Below are 21,321 nucleotides of genomic sequence, written 5' to 3' on the forward strand. Positions count from 1 at the left end.
TTGATCCAGGCGCTTTTTAATAACGTAACTACTCTGTCAAAAGTCATCGCGCCGATGCGGTATTGGTGATGTGTGTCCAAAATAGCTCTAGAAGGCGATAGGGTGTGATGCCCACCGACGTAGCGGCGCGGCTCCGCCGTGCTGTCTGTGACTCGTACGACCACGCTCCCCATGGGGTTCCATTGCGGGATCTTCCCACCGTGGATCGTCTCGTCTGCGTTGCTTTCAGATGCACATGGGACGTATTCGTGCGGGAAGTGACAGCACGGCGGAGCCGCGCCGCTACGTCGGTGAGCGTCTCACCCCATCGCCTTCCGGAGCTGTTTTGGACGCACACTACCGATAACCCCATCGGTGCGATGACCATTGATAGAGTAGTAGCATTGGATGGCAGTCGCGTTCGTGTCATCGCTCTGTCGCAACTCTGTCGCAGCTCAAGAAAAGCGGCCAGAACGTTGCCTTTTGGAGGAGAATACGCTAGAGTTCAAGGGACAGGAGGGACGGTGTGATGAAAACAACCACTATCTTATTAGTAGAGGATGCCCTTGAACTTGCCCAGGTGATTATCCGCGAACTGCGCGCCAACCAGTATCAGGTGCTGCACGCCACGGATGGCTTAGCGGCTTTGCAGCTCCAGCAGCAGGAGCGGCCAGATATCATGATCCTCGATTGGATGCTGCCCGAGTTGGATGGCCTGGAGGTGCTACGGCGCCTGCGACAGAATTCGGCGATGCCCGTTTTGATGCTCACAGCCAGAGGCGATGAGTTTGATCGCGTGCTGGGATTAGAGCTGGGAGCCGATGATTATCTGACCAAACCATTTAGCCTGCGCGAGTTGATTGCACGCATCCATGTCTTGCAGCGACGTCTTGAATACATCCGGGGCATAGTGGAGAACGATAGCCGCGAAGCAACGGATATTGTCAGCTATGGGTCGATCACGCTCGACGCGCAGGCACATATGGCGAGCCTTGAGGGACTCCCACTCGATTTGAGCCGGACAGAATTTGAGGTCCTGCACTTGCTGCTACGCAGCCCGGGGCGCACATTTAGCCGTGCGTATCTACAACAAACGATCTGGCATGAGGCGCATCTTGACGGTGATCGCTCGGTTGATAATACGATCCTACGCCTGCGCAAAAAGATCGGCGCGGCCGGTGAGCAGATTGAGACTGTGCGAGGCATTGGCTACCGTCTGCGTCGTGAGAGGAGCTAGCAACGTGAAACGCCGCACTGCCATCTGGTTCTCACTAACCTGGCCTCAAGCCCTACGTGAAGCATTTCTCATAGGAGTTATCCTCTGGATCGCCAGCTACAGCTTCCAGATGCTCACACATCCCTCCCACAACTATGACGCACAACTGCTATGGATGCTTAACTACACCATTAATCCACTCTGCCTCCTCTTGTTTGTCCTGCGTGTACAACCAACCCGGCGCTGGAGAAAGAAACAAACCATCCTGCAAATCGGCGGTGCCACGCTTCTCATGCTGCTCCTTGAGGTCATTTTTTTTGTACCCTATTACATTCCATTCATTGCCATCCCCAGGAGATACGATACTCCGCCAGTGAGTTCGTTTACCATATTGGCAATCGTCAATGGCGGTTGGATCTTTTGTATCAGTTGGATGGTGCGTTTATTTCGCTACTGGCATCGGCGTAAGCAACAATCGCTGGCCTGGAATATCACCTATGCACATATCTTAATCATCGCAGCAATCCTGGCAGTCTGTGTGTGCAGTGTGGAAGCATGGGGTGTCACGACCCAGCAGGCCTGGGGATTTCTCAACTTGATCCCTACTTTGTTCTTCATGAGTGGCTTAACCACATTGATTCTATTGATATTCGCACCACCGCTGATCCTCTTTTCCCAGCTCGTGACGCGTCGCACGATCAAGCAGCTCACTGATCTGGTCGCCGCCACCACCGATCTGAGTCAAGGAAAGTATGCCAGCCGCATTCCTGTCGTTGGACAGGATGAAGTGGCACAACTACAAACCAACTTTAATCTCATGGCCGACGACTTGCAGCAAAAAATTGAAGATCTACAATACGAACGCGACCGCGTGGCCTCGCTCCTCAAAGAGCGACGTGAACTCTTCGCCAACGTCTCGCATGAGTTGCGCACGCCGATCGCCACGTTGTTAGGCTATCTGGAAAGCAATCTGAACAACGAGCAGATGATTTCTCCGCCCGCCGTCGTGCAGGACCTCAAAGTGATGGAGCGCGAAGTTCGACAGCTACAGCAGCGCACCGAGGACTTATTTGTCCTGGCCAAAGCGGAAGTAAAACGGCTGCCACTCCGTATCAGTGCCTGCGACATTCATCCCTTACTCCAGACCATGATCAAAAACGAAGCGCCACTCGCGTGGCGTGCTAGCCTCGTTGAAATCACCCTCAACCTTCCCGACAGTTTACCCAGCGTCAACGCAGATCTGCAACGTCTGGAGCAAGCGGTCAGAAACATCATTCGCAACGCCCTGGGGCACACCTCGCCCGGAGGAGTGATTATTGTCAGCGCCGAGACGCGAGCAGAACAGGTTGCCGTCAGCATCGAGGATACCGGAGAGGGGATTGCTCCAGATCAATTAGGACATATCTGGGAGCGCTTCTATCAAACCTCAGAGTATCAAACGCATGGAGGAGCCGGTCTGGGCCTGGCCATGGTCAAAGAGTGGATCGAGGCCATGGGAGGGCATGTCACGGTCTCCAGCATACTTGGTGAGGGTAGCGTGTTTACTATCTTTTTAACGGTAGCGCAAACAACGGACCACATGGAACGATCTCCTTGCACAGCCTGACAGGCCAGGAAGTAGATCATTCCTGACCTGTTAGGATATGTGACAGCACGTTGATACCTTAACTTAAAGGTTTAAGGACAACTTTCGTCCAGCCATCATCACGAGCATCAAAATGCTTGTAAGCATCGGGAGCACTTTTCAATGGCAGGTTGTGCGAGACAATAAACGATGGTTTCACCTTACCAATGTGAATGAGCTCACAGAGTTGGCGGTTATAGGCTTTGACATTGGCCTGACCTGTACCCATCGACTGTCCTTTGATAAAGAAGGTGCCATAGTCAAACGTGATCTCGCCATGTTGGCTTTCTTTATCGGGACCACCCGGATCTTGTGGCGCAAAAACGCCGACGACACCGATCGTTCCGGTCGCCTTCACTGACTGCACGAGGTTGTTGAGCGTCATATTAGGATGCTCATGGCCTTGCGTATCATGTGCCTGGAAACCGACGCATTCGCAACCCTTATCGGCCCCTTTCCCATTGGTCAGCGCCAATACCTGTTCAACGGGTGATCCTTTTGAGTCGTCAATCGCAATCGCACCGATAGATTCCGCCAGCTTTAAGCGATCATGAAGACGATCCACAACCATGATTCTGCTGGCACCCTTGATGCTGGCAGAATAAGCTGCCATCAACCCCACCGGCCCCGCCCCATAAATGACCACGCTATCGCCTGGCTTAACCTTAGCAAGTTCGGTGGCATGCCAACCAGTCGGCAAGATATCGGCCAGCATGACATAATCGTTCTCCTTCTCCCTGGCATCATCGGGGAGCACCAGACAGTTGAAATCTGCATATGGCACCCGTAGATACTCTGACTGCCCACCACTATATGGTCCCATATCAGCAAAGCCGTAGGCAGCGCCAGCCATCTTAGGATCGGGATTGGTGGTCAGACAAAAACCGGTCAATCCTCTCTCACAGTTCTGACAGAAGCCGCAGCCAATGTTAAAAGGAAGACAGACCATATCGCCAACTTTGACCCGATCCACCGCATTGCCGACCTCAATTACCTCGCCGAGGTTTTCGTGCCCAATCACTCTCCCTTTTTCCAGATCGGTCCGACCTTCATACATATGCAGATCAGAGCCGCAGATGTTTGTGCTTGTAATCCTCACCACAGCGTCGGTAGGTCGCTCAATTTTTGAATCGGGAACATCTTGCACGCTCACATCACGAGGACCATTATATACAAGTGCCTTCATACCATCATTCTCCTTTATCTATCTAAATGTTCGATCTTCTTTTTCTACCCAGACTCCCCCTCAGAGAGATACAAGCCTCTCATCACGCTCAACAACGGCAGAGATAGAGAGGAGATCGTCATCGGTGAGAGCATCCTTTTACGCCAGAAACACAGGGCGCATCACCTCTACCTGTCTTCAAAAAAGGGAGGCAGGCAGTGGCTACCAGACAACACGAACAGCGGTATGAAAAAGTGTCAGAGGCTTTCTAGCAGGAGTCAAGCAATCAGGGGAGGAGAAAGCGCAAGAGAATAGGATGCGAACACCCTATTCTCTCACGCCAGGAAACCGTATCAATTAATCTCGTAATCCTTTAAAATCGACCGGGAGATGGCGAGGACCACGTAGAGCAGCGTTATCTCTATAAGGTGGTGGATCGAGCGCCAGTTGAGGATCAATAAGACGTCGACTCATCTCACCGAGCGCGATATGTGCTTCAATACGGGCCAGAGGAGCCCCTACGCAATAGTGGATACCACTCCCAAAGCCCAGATGCTCGTTCCCTTGACGATCCGCAATAAACTCCTCTGAACGCTCGAAGCGTCGAGCATCATGGCTCCCAGAAGCCAGCACCAGAATGATCGTTGCGCCCCTGGGAATCGTCGTACCAGCGATCTCAATGTCGGCCAACGCTGTCCGCGTCCGAAAGTGGACTGGTGGATCATAGCGGAGTAGCTCCTCAACATAGGAAATCACCAGTTCAGGGTCCTGACGTAGTTGCTCCAGTAGCTCAGGCGAACGCAACATCGCCAGGGTTCCATTGGTGATCAGGTTGACGGTCGTCTCGTGTCCAGCAACCAACAGCAGAACAGCCGTTCCTACCAGCTCATGAGGCGACATGGGACCATCGACATCGTTAGCGGTCATCATCCCTGAGAGCAGTCCATCATCTGGATGAGCCTGCAACTTCTGGAGCAGCTGCTCCATATACTCTTGCATCTGCCGACCGGCTTCCATGATTTGCTTCTGCTGCTCTTCCGTCTGGATCTGTCCTGGATCAAGCGCACTCGCCAGAGGCTCTGCCCAGGCATGGAAACGCGCTTCATCTTCACGCGGCACGCCCAGCAATTGACAGATAACCGTCACCGGCAGTGGATAGGCCAGATCATCCACAATATCGATCTGTCCGCCCTGGGTATGCTGATCCAGATGCTCTTTGACGATCTGCTGGATCCGCGTATCCATGCTATTGATACGCTCCGGCGTGAACTGGCTCATCACGATCCGGCGCAGGCGATCATGATCCGGGGGATCTTGAAAGATGAAGGAAGGCATCCACTCTTCCTCTTCCGCGACAGATTGGCCCTCGGCGATCAACTGTTCTCGTTCCTGCTCTGCCTGCTGCCACATCTGCTGAAAAGCATTGGACTTACTCATATCTGAACTGATACGCGGATCATGCAGCAGAGAAACGATCTCATTATACGTACTGACGAGATAACTACCATCTTCCTGCAACGCTACTGGAGTCTCACGGAATTCGGCGTACAGTGGATAGGGATTATCGATGTGCGAATGATCCAGAATTTGCTTGAAATCTATCTTTGACTTTTGGGTCATGATTTATTATCCTTTCATCAATCTACACGTCACATTCAAGCCGGCTATGCCAGAACGCGGAAGCCCGGTGCTTGTGACTGCATATCCTCCGGTTGATCAGCGGCCGCCAGCTGTGGCGGATACGCGGCTCGACTCTCGATCAGCGCGTTATAAGCCTCCAGCCAGCGTCCCTGATCAAAAGACACGGCCGCAATCACACGTCCCTGACGTCCATAGGCGGCCACAAAGCGATAGCGTTCGATCGACCCCTGCGTAACGATAACTTCATCACCCAGATTGGGAAGGCCAACCGATTTAATATTAATACCAAATTGACTGGACCAGAAGGATGGTATGTGTTTATAGGCACGATAGCTATGCGCTGCGCTCAACATGTTATATGCCGCATTCTCAGCTTGATCGACCGCGTTCCCCCAGTGTTCAACCGCGATGAGATCGTCATCATAGAGATGCTGCGGCCAGCGAGCCACATCGCCTGCGGCAAAGATGCCTTCAACCACCTGGCCCTGGACATCCAGGACACGGCAATAGGTATCACAGACAACGCCACGCTCATCGGCCACCAAACCCGAACCTTGCAGCCACTCGGTATTATGCAAGGCACCCAGAGCCACTACAGCCACATCGACATCCAGCTGACTACCATCGGACAAAATGGCGCGGCGCAAGCGTCCAGCTTCATCGCCCTCAAAGGCCGCGACCGTCATCATGGTACGGAGATCGACCCCATGTTCCACCTGTAAGCGAGCCACAATACTGCCCATACGGCTCCCGATTGCGCCATACAACGGTGTGGGTCCTCGCTCGACCAGCGTTACCGCCAGATCCAATTCACGACAGACGCTGGCCACCTCGCACCCGATAAAGCCTCCACCGGCAATCAAAACCCGCTCAGGATTGTTAATCAAACGTTCGCGCAAGCGCTGCGCATCATCCCGATCCCGAATCAGAAAGACACCATCCAGATTGCCTCCCAGCGCCTTAGGCCAGGGTCTGGCGCGTGTCCCCGTGGCGATCAACAACTGATCGAATGCCAACTGCTCACCAGTGCTCAAGGAGATGTGATGCCGCTCCACATCTAGAGCGAGAGCGGCTACTCCAAGTATCCATGTCGCCTGCACATCCTCAAGCATAGCCAGCGGTGTATGCTCGACCGGCAGGCGACCAGCCAGAACCTGCTTCGACAGCGGGGGACGATCATAGGGCAGATATTTCTCATCGCCCACAATCGTCAGCGTCCCTGCAAAGCCGTCACGGCGCAACGCTTCGGCTGCCCGCAGGCCTGCGAGAGATGCGCCCACGATGACAATACGTTCATCTTGTCGCCTCCCAAGCGTATGACCATTACGCATGAGCATCCAGCCTCTCTTTTTGCTCTTCATAGGACTCACCAATATGAATGGCCTGCACAGGACACGCGTTCGCCGCCCTGATAACATGCAGACGGCGTTCGTCGCCTGGAGCGGGATCGAACTCCAGGGCTTCTTCTCCATGGAACTGAAATACGCTTGGGTCGGCGAAACAGCATTGCCCATACCCCTGACAACGGTTAAGGTCGACAGAAATTCTCATCTTGCGGTATCCTTTCCTGGATAGTCTGACTCAATTGGCACTAAACAATAGGTAAAACATGAGCGATTCGCTCACATTGACATGTTTATATACGATCCTTCCTGCCATTTTGATGCAAAAAAAGGAGGGCAATCTGGAAACTTATGCTATACTTTATCTGGTATCTTGCGTTCAGGATAAGACGAGACGTAAGAAGGAGAGTCAAATTTATGGATCAGGTTCAGGCACAAGAGAGAGAGCAGACTACCCCGGAGGCACTTTTACGCCGCCAACCGCAACAAACGCGTGGACAACAACGTGTGACGATGATTCTGGATGCCGCCGAACAGCTCTTTGCCGAGATCGGCTATCAGGCCACAAGTACGAACGCCATTGCGACACATGCACACACCTCGATAGGCTCACTCTACCAATTTTTCCCACACAAAAAAGCCATCCTGCAAGCCGTGATTGCCCGTTATCACCAGCAGTACCGTGACATGATCCAGACTATCCTGACAGACGACTTCTTTTTTCAGCCGCTCGCCCAATCATTCGACAGCCTGATTTATGCGCTCATCAGCTTACACGAAGCCCACGGCGGAGTCAAAGCATTCTTCACAGGAGGCAGCGCCTCCAGCGAATTCGCCACCGAGGCCCAACAGATCCATCAAGAGTTGCTCACGCGTCTGGAAGAACTGTTCGCCAGCCGTGTCCCCCACCTCACTAGCCACGAGCGCTCCCTCACCCTGCGCATCCTCTACAACGTCACCCAGACCCTCCTCGAACTATCCCAGAGCGTTCCGGCCGACGAACAAACAATCGTCCTTACCGCACTTAAAACCATGGTCATAGCCTACCTTACCCCGCTTTTTGCCGCCGAACAAGCATAAAATATTTACCTTGATAATGACACGAAATATGCTTATTTCTCGTATCTACTAAAGGAAAACAATCGTCTAGAACCTATCCAGGTACACATTGGATGTATTGCACCTTTACTCGAACCAAAAATGAAACGGAGATTATGAAGTATGAAGCGCGATATCGTGGTCATTGGAGCCTCTGCTGGTGGTGTGGAAGCCTTGAAAGAACTTGTCAGCCATCTCCCCTCAGATTTTCCCGCCGCAGTCTTTATTGTCCTGCACATCCCGGTAAAAACTCCGAGCCTGTTACCACAGATCCTCAAGCGTAACAGCCAACTCGACGTAATCCAACCTGAGGATCAGACACCGATTGAACATCGACATATTTACATCGCGCCGCCAGATCATCATATGCTTTTAGAACAGGACTCTATTCGTATCGTGCGAGGTCCCAAAGAAAATCGGCACCGTCCAGCCATCGATCCACTCTTTCGCTCAGCCGCCCTGATTTATGGTCCACGAGTTATTGGAGTTATCCTGACTGGCGCACTCGATGATGGTGCCGCTGGTTTGCTTGCTATCAAACGCCAGCAAGGACTGGCGATCGTCCAGGACCCCAAAGATGCACTGTATCCAGGCATGCCAGAAAGTGCTCTCAAATATCTACAGGCCGATTATTGCGCTCCTCTCGCTAACATAGGAACGTTCCTGAGCAAGATAGGACAAGAAGATATTTCAGATTCACAGATCCGTTCAGCAGATCCTATCCTGAACCATGAGATTGGAATGGCAAAATTGGATCGCTCAACTTTCCATACGAACCAACCGGCAGGTTCTCCTTCAGCTTTTTCTTGTCCAGAATGTGGCGGGGTCCTGTGGGAATTTCAGGACAATACCTTGATGCAATATCGCTGCCGCATTGGACACGCCTTTTCACCACAAAGTATGCAAGTCGCGCAGGCAGAAAAGATCGAAGAGGCTCTGTGGACCGCCCTCAAGACGCTTCAGGAAAAAGCCAGCCTCACCAGGTATATGCAACAACGGGCACAGAAAAACAATCAGCACAGTTGGAGTAAAGCATTATCTAAACGTATCCAGGAGATTGAGCAAAATACGGATGTTCTTACCGATGTATTGCGGAGTGGCATTTTTTCAGAGATAACTGATCCCTCACATGGTGAAACTCATCTGGGACCTCATATCGACCAACAACAATAAAAATTCATTCTCTCTCACCTGGAAGGCTATTCCTATGCCATCATTAGCAATGAGTAGCACGCACGGATGATTCTGCTCAGTGCGGTTGAGAGAATGAACTTTTTCTACTGTATGCAGGCAAGCTTCTTCAACTCGCCTCGCTACTAACACGAAAAAAGCCAAAAAAAGCTTCACTTTTCGTGAAGCCTTTTTTATAGTACATAGCAAAACCAGGAGATCCGTACGCTCTTAGCCTCTGATCAGCGAAGACGCTCCATCGATCCAGATCTCGGTGCCCGTAATGTAGCTTGCGGCATCCGAAGTCAGGAACAGGACTATTTCTCCCACCTGCTCAGAGGTCGCGGGTTTTCCTTCACCCAGAGGAATCTGACCTTTCGGGTACTCAACTGGAAACTTGATCTCATCGACGTTCTGCTGCTGCGTATTGTCATTAATCTCGGTATCGGTAGCTCCAGGACAGACAACGTTCACACGAATATTGTGCGGTGCCAGCTCAACGGCCAGCATCTTCGTCATCGCCACCTGAGCCGCTTTCGTCGCCGAGTAGGCCGTCGCGCCAGTGTTGCTAAAGATACGTGTCCCATTCACCGAAGCCGTCACTACAATGGAGCCTCCCTGCTTCTTCAGATAGGGGACGGTGTGCTTGATCGTCAAAAAGGTACCCGTCAGGTTCGTATCGATAGTTTTAGACCAATCCGCCAGCGAGAGCTCATCGATAGCGGTCCAGACTCCATTGATACCAGCGTTGGCAAAAACAATATCAATACGCCCCCACTTATCGATGGTCTGCTGAACCGCCTTCTGCACCTGATCTTCCTGCGATACATCGGCCGTGAGCGCCAGCGCCTCCTGCCCAGATTGAGTAATCTCGGAGGCCGCCGCAGATATCTCATCGGCGGTATGACTGATGATAGCTACACGAGCCCCCTGTTGCGCCAGAAGCATCGCCGTCGCTTTGCCGATGCCCGATCCAGCCCCCGTAATCAAGGCAACTTTACCTGTCAGATCCATAACAGACTTCCTTTCCTTACTACATTCCCAAAAAAAATAAGTACCGTTTCGTCTCATCTCTCTTTTTGGCACGGAGGAGCACTAAAATAGTTTCAAGATCCCTATTGATGAGTTAAGCGTTTCTCTCCCTTCTATCGTTTTTGTCATTAAGAATACCAGGTAGTAATTCGAGAGGTAGAGCAGTTGACTCAACATTCATTCTCTGCTATATTGTCTTAAAATTCTTCCGGCCCTTTCCTAAAAAGGATAGAGAGCCTACACGAGGTCCACTTCATTGGCACAGACGACACAGCAACAGATAGCTCATCTATGGGCGGCGCGAGCACAACGCATCTGCGATATCCGACAGATCGCCCATAGCCGTGCTGTGCCCTTTTTTAGTTGGTATCGACGCTAGAAAAACCAGTCAATGCGCAACACGAAAGCCGTGGACGATCTGTCAATCAGTCTCCTGCGGCTTTTTTGTTTTCCCAAATCTCTGTCTGATAGGAGTGTTTTGGTATGCGCTTTTTCTTGCGTCTACTGCCCGCACACGATCTGCTGGCACTACCAACCGTGCGCTGGCTCGTCCTGTCGCGCTTTTGCGCAAATATCTTTTTCTACTCGACGACGATTGTCCTTTTTCAGCAGCAGCGTGGACTCAATTTCACGGCGATGTTCCTCATGGAGTCCTTTCTTTCGGGCGCAATCTGGATCGCTGACGTCCCGACGAGCATCTGGGCGGATCGCTTTAGCTATCGCCAGATGATTATCCTTGGCTGTATCTTTAATCTGGTTGGGCTGCTATGCTTTACCTTGTTCTATGGCTTTTGGATCTTCGCCTTTGCCAATGTCTTGAGCGGCTTTGCGATCGCCTGCACATCGGGGAGTGAAAGTGCTCTCCTCTATAGCAGTCTCAGCGCAGAATGGCGCGAGAAGCAGGGCAACGCAGCCTTTGCGCTGCTCAGCGCAGCCTCGACTGGAGGATTCTTTTTGGGGCTGACGACCGGAAGCTTTATCGGGGCGTATAGTCCAACGCTGGCGGTGGCCATGAGCATTGGACCTCTGATCTGCTCGCTGCTGGCGGCGTGGTGTATTCCCAGACAGCAGATCTCGCAGGCCGTTGTCGCCAGTCAGGAGCACACAAAGATCAGGGAGATTGTATGGATCGCGTGGCAATCCATACACCATCAGCCGCGCCTGATTGGATTAGGGGTCTTCAACTCGGCGGCCTTTACTTTGATTAATGCTATCTTCTGGTACAACCAGATCTATTTTGTGCGTGCAAATATTCCGGTGGTTTTGTTTGGACCGATCATGGCACTCGCGGTAGGGCTCCAATTTCTCCTGATCGCACGCATGGACAAGTTTCTCCGCCACCTCGGGGTAAAGATGATGCTACTTCTTTCCTGCCTTTTGCCAGCATGCGCCTATCTTCTTTTGATGCAGACGATACAGCCATGCTTGACAGGAGCACTTGTCATATCCATTGTGGCATGCTCATCCTGGCGCGATCCCCTGATTAATGACCAGCTCAACCTGGCTCTCCCGGATAAGTCTCGGGCCACAGCCCTTTCAGCCCTCTCGCTGATTGGCTCATGTACGGGCATCGTCCTGAATCCGTGGATTGGCTCGCTTGGAGATCAGGGAGGGATGGCAACTGGCCTCGGCATGGGGATATGCCTGCTCCTGCTCTGTGGCCTGATCCCCTGGATGATGAAAAAGCCATCGCAGCATTCATAAATACGAAGGTACATCTGAATGCTGATTGCTGATTGCTGATTGCATAAACGTGCATGCTTCTCATGAATTTCATGTCTATTCACTATGTTCTATATAATGATCCATCACACATGAAATTCCAGTGAATTTGATAGCTTTTGCCGCAAGAAGAAGCTATAATGAAATAGTTCTCAAGAAGACACTCTTCCTTCTATAATTGAGAAAGGAATATCCGGATTTATGCTTATGCTATCGCAGGATATGTTGCCGTTACCAGTGCAGCAAGCAGTGAACGCTCAGCCCCTTGGGACATGTATCAAAGTCTACAAAGCCAGGATTATTAAATCTTTCATCGAAGCGGCCATCATCTTCATCATAGGAGTTGTATTTCTTTTAATAACATACACGTTCTTCTCCGATATGGCACTTGTGCTGAGAATTGTGCTGTTCGGAGTATCCCTTGCGCTTTTTGGCTTTGCCATCTTTAAGGTATATCAAACCATACGGATGCTTCATCACCGTGTGTACCTTTTTCAGCGCGGAATTGTTGTCGACACCGGAGAGCAGATACAGGTATTCCCCTGGCAACAGGTAGCCGAAGTCTGGGAGAGCATCGTTCGACACAGCGGAGATGAGCGGAGTGGCGGCAGGTACACTTACACGTACACATTGCGTCATAGAGATGGCGATCAAACCAGATTAGATGACTTGACGAAAGATATCACCGAGTTGGGGAGGGCCATTGTTCAGGGCGTGACGCGAGAACAGCTTCCTGACGCTTTGGATACTATCCGAGCGGGACAAACTCTGGCCTTTGGACCGTTCAGCGTCAACCAGCAGGGTATCAGCGATATGCGCAAATTTATCCCCTGGTCGCAGGTGCGCAAGATCGAGGTCACCCAATATGTGCTCATCTCGGTGAGTGGCAAGATGCTGAACGTGGGGACTATCCCGATCGGAAAGGTCCCCAATTTAGCTATCCTGGTAGGCATTTCCGAAGAGATGATACGGCTGGCTCGTGGAAGATAGACAGATCCATATCTACTCCATTCTCCAGAGCATCAATCTCAGCCAGGATCATGCCTGCCCATAGATGCCCCGCAGGCCATACATGCCGAGCGCAAAGGAAAGTTCTCCACCATGATGGATCTCATGTTCGAGCACATGCCAGATAATCCATCGTCGCGTGGGTGTGCCAAAGATGACTTTCTCCTCTTCGCTCAGGCGTGATGGGCTGGGTAAAGCATACTCAAGATCAGCAGGAGTCCAACGAGCAAGCGCATCGGCGATCATAAGCCAGGTGGCTTCAAGCCCGGCAACCAGTTCGGCTGGACTGAGTGCAGCCTGCTCCACCACATCCGCCGGGTCCCAGTGCGCAATAGGAGCAAGCTCAGGGCTCCCTTCGCCCATCCACACCTGGAACCACCACACACGGTTCCCAATCACATGCTGCGCGATCTCCCCTATCGTCCAGTGATGCGGTGAGGGCTTCAGAGCAAGTTGCTCGACGGTAAGTGGCGCGATCATGGCGACCAGGTTTTTCTGGTAGGAAGCCCAACCGCCATAGAACGAGGCGAGTGAAAGAGTCTGTTCTATCATATTTGTCTCCTCCTTACTTATAATACCGTGCCGCCAACCAGGAAATATGTTAATCCTTTGGATAGTGGCACAGGTATCATAACATGAGGAACTGACACAAAACTTCTTCAATCTTACCTGAATCGTCACGCATCCCGTAGCGTCGAACACTTGCGTGCGATGTCCCACTCAACGTACGAGAGAGCTGGTTGCGGGCCTGATCGTGCGAGCTTCTGGGACATCGCACGCAAGCGTTCGACGCTACACTGTCATCGCTTCGCTTGACAGCTTCAGGATTGTCTTGCTGCAAAAAATGAAGCGCACCCTACAGTACGTGTTACTCGCCCTGGAGGCGTCTTGCTGCCGAGACAGCATATGCCTGCGTGCGGAAGAGAAGCACAGGATCGTCTGAGAGCTCGATGCCTGCCGGGATGCGCGTGGGATCAAATACTTCGCGCTCCAGAGCATCGGCATCGGGTGCTGGGGCGGTAATTTCAAGGTGTCCGGCAACGATGAGCGGACGCTCTTCCGGCCAGACGCTGGAGGGATCGTTGGTCGGATCGCCCGGCTCAGCCATTTGAAACACCAGCGTAAATCCAATTGGTCCGGAGGCTAAGCGCTGATCGATTTCCGGCAGCCAGAAATGTGCATCTCGTTGCGCGGCCTCTTCAGGAGTCAGATCAATTTCGCCGAGATCCGGGATCAGTCGATAGCGATAGGGATGGCGCACACCGTTCGGATCGACTAAGAGGTAGGCATGCAAACCATTATAGCGTGTCGTTGCGGCGCTGGCAGATGGACGACTCTTATCGAGGCGTTGAAATAAGGGGATGCTTTCTGGATAGCGCTGCATATACGCTCCAAGCTTTGCCTGCACCTGCTGAGGACCATACTTTCCGCTTCCCACCTCGGATAACAAACTGATAAGTTCAATAAATCCCTCCGCGTTGTGACTGGGAAACGCGGGAGTACTTGCAGCCACCAGATCGGCATCCGCATGTCCATCGACGAGAAAGCGAACCGCCATACCGCGTATCCCCGATCTGGTATCATTATCATCGGGATTGCCTGCGCCGTTTGAAAATCGCACCAGGATAGGTGTCACGGCATCGGTAAGATAGCGGGCCGTGGTCAGATGGCTGACCTGACCACTCGCCGTAAACGTTCCTTGATACACTCCGCCGCGAGCATGCAGACGTCGATAGCCAGCGTGTCGACCAGTCACCTTTTCAATTGTATTGATAGCATCGGTAGCCGACATTTCATCCACTGGACGTTGAGAGCTCTCACCTGCGCTATATTCCGACATATATTTCTCCTGTTCTACATTCTACAATATCGTATGCCTTTATTCATGATACTACAAATCGAGATCCTCCTATCGGCTCTGTGCTTACACACGCTTATCTTTGTGCTTTAAGCCATAAACGATGGCAATCCCGAAGAGGATAATAATGATGCCTAAAGCCAGCCACATATATTCCAGATAACGCAGAGCATCAGCATGACTATAGATGGAAAAAAGGGTTCCATGATAGGTATCGATATTACCGAAAAGCTGATCATTGAAAATCTTGTCGCTGTGCAGACCAGCCGATGATCCCAGAGCGGCCATGGCCCAGCGGATCGGGAAGAGGAGCGCTGGATATTGCAGGTACCAGGCGGTCAGAGGAAAGATGGTCCCCGAAAATACAACTTGCGGGATCAGTATCAGGGGGAGAAAGCTCATGGCGCGATCGTTATTAGAGACAAACGCCGACACCGTGAGACCCATCATCAGGCCTGCCAGAGATGTCAGAGCGATGGTGATATATATTTCTAGAAAGGGATAGAGAAAGATGCTCTGCCCAAAGGGATCAAAAATCGTGACACAGAGCATCAGGATAAAGCTTTGAAACAGACATAAGACACCGAGTACAGCAATCTTCGAGGCCATATACGGGAAAATACCCAGATTCACAGCCCGCTCGCGCCGATAGATCGGCACCTCTTTGACGATCTCGCGGATAGAATTAATGCTCCCAAACATGACGGCCGAAAACGCCATGATAAAAAGGATGGTTGGTGCATACCCTGGACCAACCACGACAAAATCCTGCAAGGCGCTGATAGCACCGCCTCGCTTGTGCGCGTACGCCTGACCGGTTCGCGTATACAGCAAGAAATTCTCTATCCTCTGACAGCTGTGCGAAATGATAGGATTGGTTGGCGTCGGGACATCGGGAAAGCCGGCCGTCGCCACAATGGCGACTGTAGATGTACATTGCACGACCGCCGTGGGATTAAAACCATCGGGACCGATACCTCGAATAAAGACCAGTAGCAATATTCCGATCACTGGCGCCTGGAGCAGCAAGATGGCAAGGTTGCCACGATCATTCTTCAAGAGTTCAATGTATCGCATCGAGAGCAATAGAAATTGCCTCCATGCGATCAAACGCTGTGAAGCCGGTTCGGATCTCGGTCGCAGATAAGCCGCTGACTTGTGAACGCCCTTCGGCCTTAAATTCAGTGGCTCGCCGATATATTTCTGGTAGGTTGCCGAGCGCTGAAATTGTGCGACAACCTCCAATGGAGCAGCATCCACGTTATCGTTAGGCTCCAGGGCGCTATAAATTTCGGGGAAGTCGCCCTTGTCAAAATACGTTTTTGCTTGCTCGGGAGGGCCAAAGTACGCCAGATGTCCACCGGGAGCCAGAAAACAGACATAGTCACAGACGTTGATATTATTGGTCGCGTGCGTGACCAGCACGACGGTATGACCTTTATCCGCGAGCTTGCGCAGCAAGACCATCATTTTGCGATCGAGACCGGGATCGAGTCCTGAAGTAGGCTCATCCAGAAAGAACACGCTCGGTTTCGCCAGTAACTCCAGAGCGATAGAAACGCGCTTGCGCTGTCCTCCCGACAATTGGCGCACGAGCAACTGACGGCGATGCTGCATCTCAACATCATCCAGCACCTCATCGATCCGCCGCGAGATCTGCTCCGCAGTAAAATCCTTTGGCAGCCGCAGCCTGGCGGTATAATGCAGGACACGCTCCACTGTGATGTCGCGATGAATAATCTCATCCTGAGGTACATAGCCAATCTGCGTCCGAAAAGCAGCCAGGTTCTGATAATAATCCTGTCCATTGTAGAAGACGGCTCCCTGCTGGGCCGGACGCAGGCCGTTGAGAGCATCCAGCAACATCGATTTCCCTGCACCGGATGCTCCGACCAGCGCCACAAACGAACGAGGAGGAATACTCAGCGAGATGTTGTCCAGCAGGACCGTCTGATTCTGACTGACCTGCCTGAGACCAAGCGCATCAATACGAATCCCACCACTTTCGTCATAGAGAGTCAGCTGCACGCCGTCAAAGACAAGTTTATAGGGACCGATACGGATCTCATCGGCGCATTGCAGTTGCTGATAACTGACCTGCAATCCGTTCACGTAGATATGATTCGTACTTCCTACATCGATAATCGCATAGCGGTTATCCACTCTGACCAGGCGAGCGTGATGACCTGATACCTGCGGATGATCCAGCACGACGCTGTTGTCCGCGCTGCGACCAAAAGTGATCTCAGCGTTCACCAGGGCAATGTGCTGCATCCGCAATGATGATGCCTGTACCACATCGCGACCGTCGTGAAAGATCAAAGTGATCAGCGTGCCCTCAAGAGTATCCAGGCGAAAGGTATCCCCTTCAATCAGCAGCTTGCGAAAAGATTGATTGCCCTGGATCTTGCGTCCCGCGTAGAGGAAGCCGGCGCGTGAGTCATGGCGCAGAGGATGAGGGTGCAATAACAGCCAATTTTTCTCCTGCTGAACAATTTGCATATGAAAATCGGCGATGCCCGGCTCCCCGATCACAATCGTGTTCGTGGGATCGCTACCGATATCGAGCGTTTTTTTGGCGAGCACATACTGCGTCCGGGTACCCGCGTGCGTGTTGATCACTTCAAGCGATGGCATACCCGAAGCCGCAGGAGAGACAACTACCGTGCCAAAATCCTGGTCAACCGCTTCCGCCACATCCGGTAAAGCCTGATCAACCGGCTCTGCCATACCGGGCACAGGGGATAAAGGCGCTGCTACGGTCTCTAAAGCCTGATCATCTGTCTCAGCGGGCAAAAATGCGACAGGTACAGTCGTAAACTCCTCAGGAGCTTTTGCAGCCTCGGTGTCGGCCGCAGAGCCTGAGGGAGGTGGCAGACAGAAACAGAAAGAAACATTTTTGCCCAGGCTCACGGTACTATTCTGCACCAGCAACTCTCGCTCAATACTGCATTGATTGACATGCACAAAGCTCGTCTGTGAAAGTTTTTCAATCTGCCACCCTCCCTGCCGATACGTCAGGTGAGCGTGAAAGCGCGAGACTTCTGGATCATGCAAGACAATATCATTTGTGGAATGACGACCCAGTGTCACCTCCAACTGCGTTACAGGAACCGTGATGCCCGCCAGGGGTCCTGTCAGAAAGAAGAGATATGCCAAAGCCGAGCGCGGGAATGTGACATCCATAGAACCTGTTTCTCTCTTTTGTCCAATACCAGGATACTTAAGTTAAGCCAAATTCATCTCAGTTAAAATGATAGATAACCAGAAAATATGTATCCCTTTCGCTTCTTGCTCTGAAATTTTACTGCCGCCATATAAAAAACGCCGGGCGATGAGTAGAAGAAACAAATATGATCTGCATACTTTTTACTTGTTGGAGCCCGACAGCAAAATATATAAAACACGAGCATCTATTACTTTTGCCGTGTGCAGCTCTTATTTGCTTGCTAGATGAGGTTACATTTGCTATATTATTTTTCTATGACCTTAATCCTTAGGACTGGGATCGTCAGCGTTTTCCACTCAGCAAGAGTTTCCGGGAAGCTGCCACCTGGCACTGAGCATCTCGAAGTGACAATTCCGATACAGAAACTTGTTATATCTATCCCCAACCAAGAAAATGAAGTGGAAACTGATGGGTAGCGCAGAGGAAGCCGCACACCTCAGGAATGAGAGGTTCTATGTCAAGAAATGATCTTTTACGTCAATATCGTATCCAGCGCAACTGGCGCCAGCAAGATATTGCGAACCAGTTAAATATCGCGCGGATCACCGTGCAGCGCTGGGAGCGTGGCACGCAACAGCCCAGCGCCTATTATCGCGCCAAGCTCTGCACTATCTTTGGTCTCAGTGCTCAGGAACTGGGATTGGTCGAGGCCGCCACATCATCTGAAGCACGTTCCTCCTCAGAGGGCGAGAAGCTATCAGAGGCCATTCCCGTTCAAGAAACAGTCCTCTGGACGATTCCTTATCTGCGCAATCCGCATTTTACCGGACGCGAGGAATTGCTCTCTCAGCTTGAACAACAGTTTACCCGCGCTACAGGCGACGCTTCACACCAGATCCAGCAGATCGCCCTGACACAATCGCAGGTCATCAAGGGTCTGGGAGGCATCGGCAAAACGCAGGTCGCCGTCGAGTATGCCTATCGCTCTCAAACGCGCTACCGACATACTCTCTGGATCTCAGCAGTCAGCGCAGAAAGCATCCTGACCAGCTTTGCCATGCTGGCTTCCCTCTTACCAACTATATCTGCTCAAGAAGAGACGGATCAGCATAAAATTGCGGCGAAGGTGCTACGCTGGTTAGAGCAGACCCCCTCTTCCTGGCTGCTGATCCTGGACAATGCCGATGATCTCTCGCTGGCCCACAGCTATCTTCCGCGCCATGGCAACGGGGATATTCTCCTCACGACACGAGCCAATGCGGTTGGCTCGCAGGTCTCCTCCTATGAGGTCGATACGATGGGGATCATCGAGAGCACAATGCTCTTGCTACGTCGAGCGCATCGCTTCGCGCACGCCTCCGACGAGGATATGAATGAGGCCAGCAATATCGTGGTGGCGCTGGGGCAGTTCCCTCTGGCGCTTGATCAAGCTGGCGCATACATCGAAGAGACCGGATGTACATTGAGTACGTATCGACAATTGTATCAAGCCTACCGCTCTACGCTGCTGGCACGACGTGGCAAGCAGAGCATGGGATATCCTGACTCCGTGGCGACCACCTGGTCCCTCTCATTTCAACAGGTCGAACAGACTAATCCAGCCGCCTCCGAACTCTTACAGCTCGGCGCCTTGCTCTCGCCGGACGATATCCCGGAAGAGCTCCTGATCGAGGGAGGACAGTATTGGCCGCCAGCGCTGCGCGAGGCGGTGAGTAATCCCTTACTCTTTAATCAAATGTTGGAAACTTTGCTGACCTTTTCCCTGGTGAAACGCTTAGCTCAGGACCGCCGCATCAGCATCCACCGCCTGGTGCAGGCCGTGCAGATGGATCGCATGTCCTTACACGAACAACGACAGTGGGCCGAGCGTCTGGTACGGGCGCTACATCATATCTTTCCCCGTGACCTGACATCTGCAACATGGGAGCTCTGTCAACGCTATCTGGAACAGGTACAGGCCACTGATCTCCTGATTCAAGAGCATCAGATCCTCCTCGTGGATGCAGCAGAGCTGCTTTATCGCGCCGCCACATACCTCAAAAATCGCATCTTATATGTGCTCGCGACTCCCCTCTACCAGCGAGCCGTCTCTATCTGGGAACAACAAGAGAACCCGGACACATTCAAAATAGCCGAGTGCCTGGAGAGGTTAGCCTATATCCATGCGCAACAGGGAAAGTTTGTCGAGGCCGAAGCATACTACCAGCAAGCGACAGGCATCTGGAAGGCTCAAAAAGACCCGGATTATTCCTTGATGATCCTGGCATTAAATGGACAGGCCAACCTCTACAATATCCGAGGCAAGTATAAGGAAGCGGAATCCTTCTATCAGCAAGCCCTGCAAGTCAGGAAGGAATCTGGATTAGCGCATGCATTCGAAGACAAAATGCTCAATGGGCTCGCCTGGGTGTATATCCAGCAGGAGAAATATGCCGAAGCGGAGGTTCTCTACCAACGGTCATTGGATATTTTGACGCGACAATGGGGACCGGAACATCTTGATTTAACGTATGCGCTGCTTGGCCTGGCCTATCTCTGTGCCCATGCGGAACGTTATGCGGAAGCCGAGAGTTTTTATCAGCGGGCGTTACACCTCCGAGAGCACCATCTGGGACCTGAGCATCCTTTAGTCGCCTTTTCTTTGCATGAGATGGCTAATTTCTATATGCGACAACAAAAATATGACGAAGCTGAGCCGCTCTATCAACGAGCAATATATATCCGAGAACTGCATTTTGGACCTGAGAACTTCCATGCCAGCGACCCGATTCGCGGGCTGGCTAATCTCTATATGCGACAACAAAAATATGACAAAGCTGAGCCGCTCTATCAACAGGCATTGCGTATTCGCGAGCAGCAATTGGGACCTGAGCATCCCGACACACTTATCTCGCTGCAAGACTATGCAAGCTTTCTGCAAACTCAGGATAAGACGCATGAAGCTATCTCCCTCTATCAACGCGTCTATACCATTCACGCGCAGCTCTTTGGCATCAATCACCGCACCACCATCGCCAGTCGCCAACCATTGATCGACCTGTTGCAAAGGACAGGCCGCATAGAGGAAGCAACTCTTCTCCTTGAAGTTCACTGATGGGAGATGAGACTACTTTGGGAGACCAGCAAAAAGCTGTCAAGCGAAGCGAAGACAGTGTAGCGTTGCACGCTCGCGTGCAATGTCCCAGTTTCTCGTAAGATCAGGCCCGCCAGCGTGCTACGGTGTCCTTGCTTCGCTTGACATTTAGTATCAATATAAAGTATGGTAACAATCGCTTATGCATCAGCATAATGCGCGT

The 21,321-nt window shown here is 51.9% G+C and carries 17 protein-coding genes; 8 read left to right on the plus strand and 9 right to left on the minus strand.

Translation table 11 applies throughout. From position 1 onward, the window contains the following. Positions 1-43 precede the first annotated feature (43 nt). On the minus strand, positions 44-409 hold the full coding sequence (locus AC27N8_RS04235; RefSeq protein ID WP_487064276.1) for a hypothetical protein: 366 nt from the start codon (positions 407-409) through the stop codon (positions 44-46). Positions 410-508: 99 nt separating this feature from the next. Here AC27N8_RS04235 and AC27N8_RS04240 point away from each other — a divergent pair, with 99 nt between their 5' ends. Further along, positions 509-1,216 (plus strand): response regulator transcription factor, encoded by a 708-nt coding sequence (locus AC27N8_RS04240; protein WP_487064278.1) that lies wholly within the window; start codon positions 509-511, stop codon positions 1,214-1,216. A gap of 4 nt (positions 1,217-1,220) precedes the next feature. After that, entirely contained in the window at positions 1,221-2,801 is a 1,581-nt protein-coding gene (locus AC27N8_RS04245; protein WP_487064280.1) for a sensor histidine kinase, read from the plus strand. 58 nt (positions 2,802-2,859) lie between these two features. On the opposite strand, the gene AC27N8_RS04250 is transcribed toward AC27N8_RS04245, so the two are convergent. The 4 genes from AC27N8_RS04250 to AC27N8_RS04265 form a co-directional block, all read right to left on the minus strand. Further along, on the minus strand, positions 2,860-4,005 hold the full coding sequence (locus tag AC27N8_RS04250; protein WP_487064282.1) for a glutathione-independent formaldehyde dehydrogenase: 1,146 nt from the start codon (positions 4,003-4,005) through the stop codon (positions 2,860-2,862). Positions 4,006-4,341: 336 nt separating this feature from the next. Further along, the gene (locus tag AC27N8_RS04255) at positions 4,342-5,604 is read right to left on the minus strand and encodes a cytochrome P450 (RefSeq protein ID WP_487064284.1); all 1,263 of its coding nucleotides are present in this window, start codon (positions 5,602-5,604) and stop codon (positions 4,342-4,344) included. A gap of 44 nt (positions 5,605-5,648) precedes the next feature. Then, positions 5,649-6,962 (minus strand): NAD(P)/FAD-dependent oxidoreductase, encoded by a 1,314-nt coding sequence (locus AC27N8_RS04260; RefSeq protein WP_487064286.1) that lies wholly within the window; start codon positions 6,960-6,962, stop codon positions 5,649-5,651. Next, positions 6,949-7,176 (minus strand): ferredoxin, encoded by a 228-nt coding sequence (locus AC27N8_RS04265; protein WP_487064288.1) that lies wholly within the window; start codon positions 7,174-7,176, stop codon positions 6,949-6,951. Before AC27N8_RS04265 ends, AC27N8_RS04260 begins: the two co-directional genes overlap by 14 nt. A gap of 209 nt (positions 7,177-7,385) precedes the next feature. On the opposite strand from AC27N8_RS04265, the gene AC27N8_RS04270 reads away from it, so the two are divergent. Both AC27N8_RS04270 and AC27N8_RS04275 read left to right on the plus strand, forming a co-directional pair. Continuing rightward, the gene (locus AC27N8_RS04270; protein ID WP_487064290.1) at positions 7,386-8,048 is read left to right on the plus strand and encodes a TetR/AcrR family transcriptional regulator; all 663 of its coding nucleotides are present in this window, start codon (positions 7,386-7,388) and stop codon (positions 8,046-8,048) included. Positions 8,049-8,189: 141 nt separating this feature from the next. After that, positions 8,190-9,239: a chemotaxis protein CheB gene (locus AC27N8_RS04275; protein WP_487064292.1), complete on the plus strand. Its 1,050-nt coding sequence runs from the start codon at positions 8,190-8,192 to the stop codon at positions 9,237-9,239. A 228-nt stretch (positions 9,240-9,467) separates the two neighbouring features. Here the strand turns inward: AC27N8_RS04275 and AC27N8_RS04280 are convergent, their stop codons facing one another. After that, positions 9,468-10,250 carry an SDR family oxidoreductase gene (locus tag AC27N8_RS04280; protein ID WP_487064294.1) on the minus strand — a complete coding sequence of 261 codons (783 nt, stop codon included), beginning with the start codon at positions 10,248-10,250 and terminating at the stop codon, positions 9,468-9,470. A 274-nt stretch (positions 10,251-10,524) separates the two neighbouring features. On the opposite strand from AC27N8_RS04280, the gene AC27N8_RS04285 reads away from it, so the two are divergent. The 3 genes from AC27N8_RS04285 to AC27N8_RS04295 all read left to right on the plus strand — a co-directional run bounded on the left by AC27N8_RS04285 (position 10,525) and on the right by AC27N8_RS04295 (position 12,980). Further along, positions 10,525-10,647 carry a hypothetical protein gene (locus AC27N8_RS04285; RefSeq protein WP_487064296.1) on the plus strand — a complete coding sequence of 41 codons (123 nt, stop codon included), beginning with the start codon at positions 10,525-10,527 and terminating at the stop codon, positions 10,645-10,647. Between the two features lie 104 nt (positions 10,648-10,751). Beyond that, the gene (locus AC27N8_RS04290) at positions 10,752-11,972 is read left to right on the plus strand and encodes an MFS transporter (RefSeq protein ID WP_487064298.1); all 1,221 of its coding nucleotides are present in this window, start codon (positions 10,752-10,754) and stop codon (positions 11,970-11,972) included. Between the two features lie 219 nt (positions 11,973-12,191). Next, positions 12,192-12,980, plus strand: a complete 789-nt coding sequence (locus tag AC27N8_RS04295) for a DUF6585 family protein (protein WP_487064300.1) — start codon at positions 12,192-12,194, stop codon at positions 12,978-12,980. 48 nt (positions 12,981-13,028) lie between these two features. Here AC27N8_RS04295 and AC27N8_RS04300 read toward each other — a convergent pair whose 3' ends face one another. The 3 genes from AC27N8_RS04300 to AC27N8_RS04310 all read right to left on the minus strand — a co-directional run bounded on the left by AC27N8_RS04300 (position 13,029) and on the right by AC27N8_RS04310 (position 18,042). Continuing rightward, the gene (locus tag AC27N8_RS04300) at positions 13,029-13,550 is read right to left on the minus strand and encodes a DinB family protein (RefSeq protein WP_487064302.1); all 522 of its coding nucleotides are present in this window, start codon (positions 13,548-13,550) and stop codon (positions 13,029-13,031) included. Positions 13,551-13,866: 316 nt separating this feature from the next. Next, on the minus strand, positions 13,867-14,838 hold the full coding sequence (locus tag AC27N8_RS04305; RefSeq protein WP_487064304.1) for a catalase family peroxidase: 972 nt from the start codon (positions 14,836-14,838) through the stop codon (positions 13,867-13,869). A gap of 84 nt (positions 14,839-14,922) precedes the next feature. After that, positions 14,923-18,042 (minus strand): FHA domain-containing protein, encoded by a 3,120-nt coding sequence (locus AC27N8_RS04310; protein WP_487064306.1) that lies wholly within the window; start codon positions 18,040-18,042, stop codon positions 14,923-14,925. Between the two features lie 497 nt (positions 18,043-18,539). On the opposite strand from AC27N8_RS04310, the gene fxsT reads away from it, so the two are divergent. Next, entirely contained in the window at positions 18,540-21,119 is a 2,580-nt protein-coding gene (gene fxsT, locus AC27N8_RS04315) for an FxSxx-COOH system tetratricopeptide repeat protein (RefSeq protein WP_487064308.1), read from the plus strand. Positions 21,120-21,321 lie beyond the last annotated feature (202 nt).

The organism is Dictyobacter sp. Z7_2, from assembly GCF_057551105.1.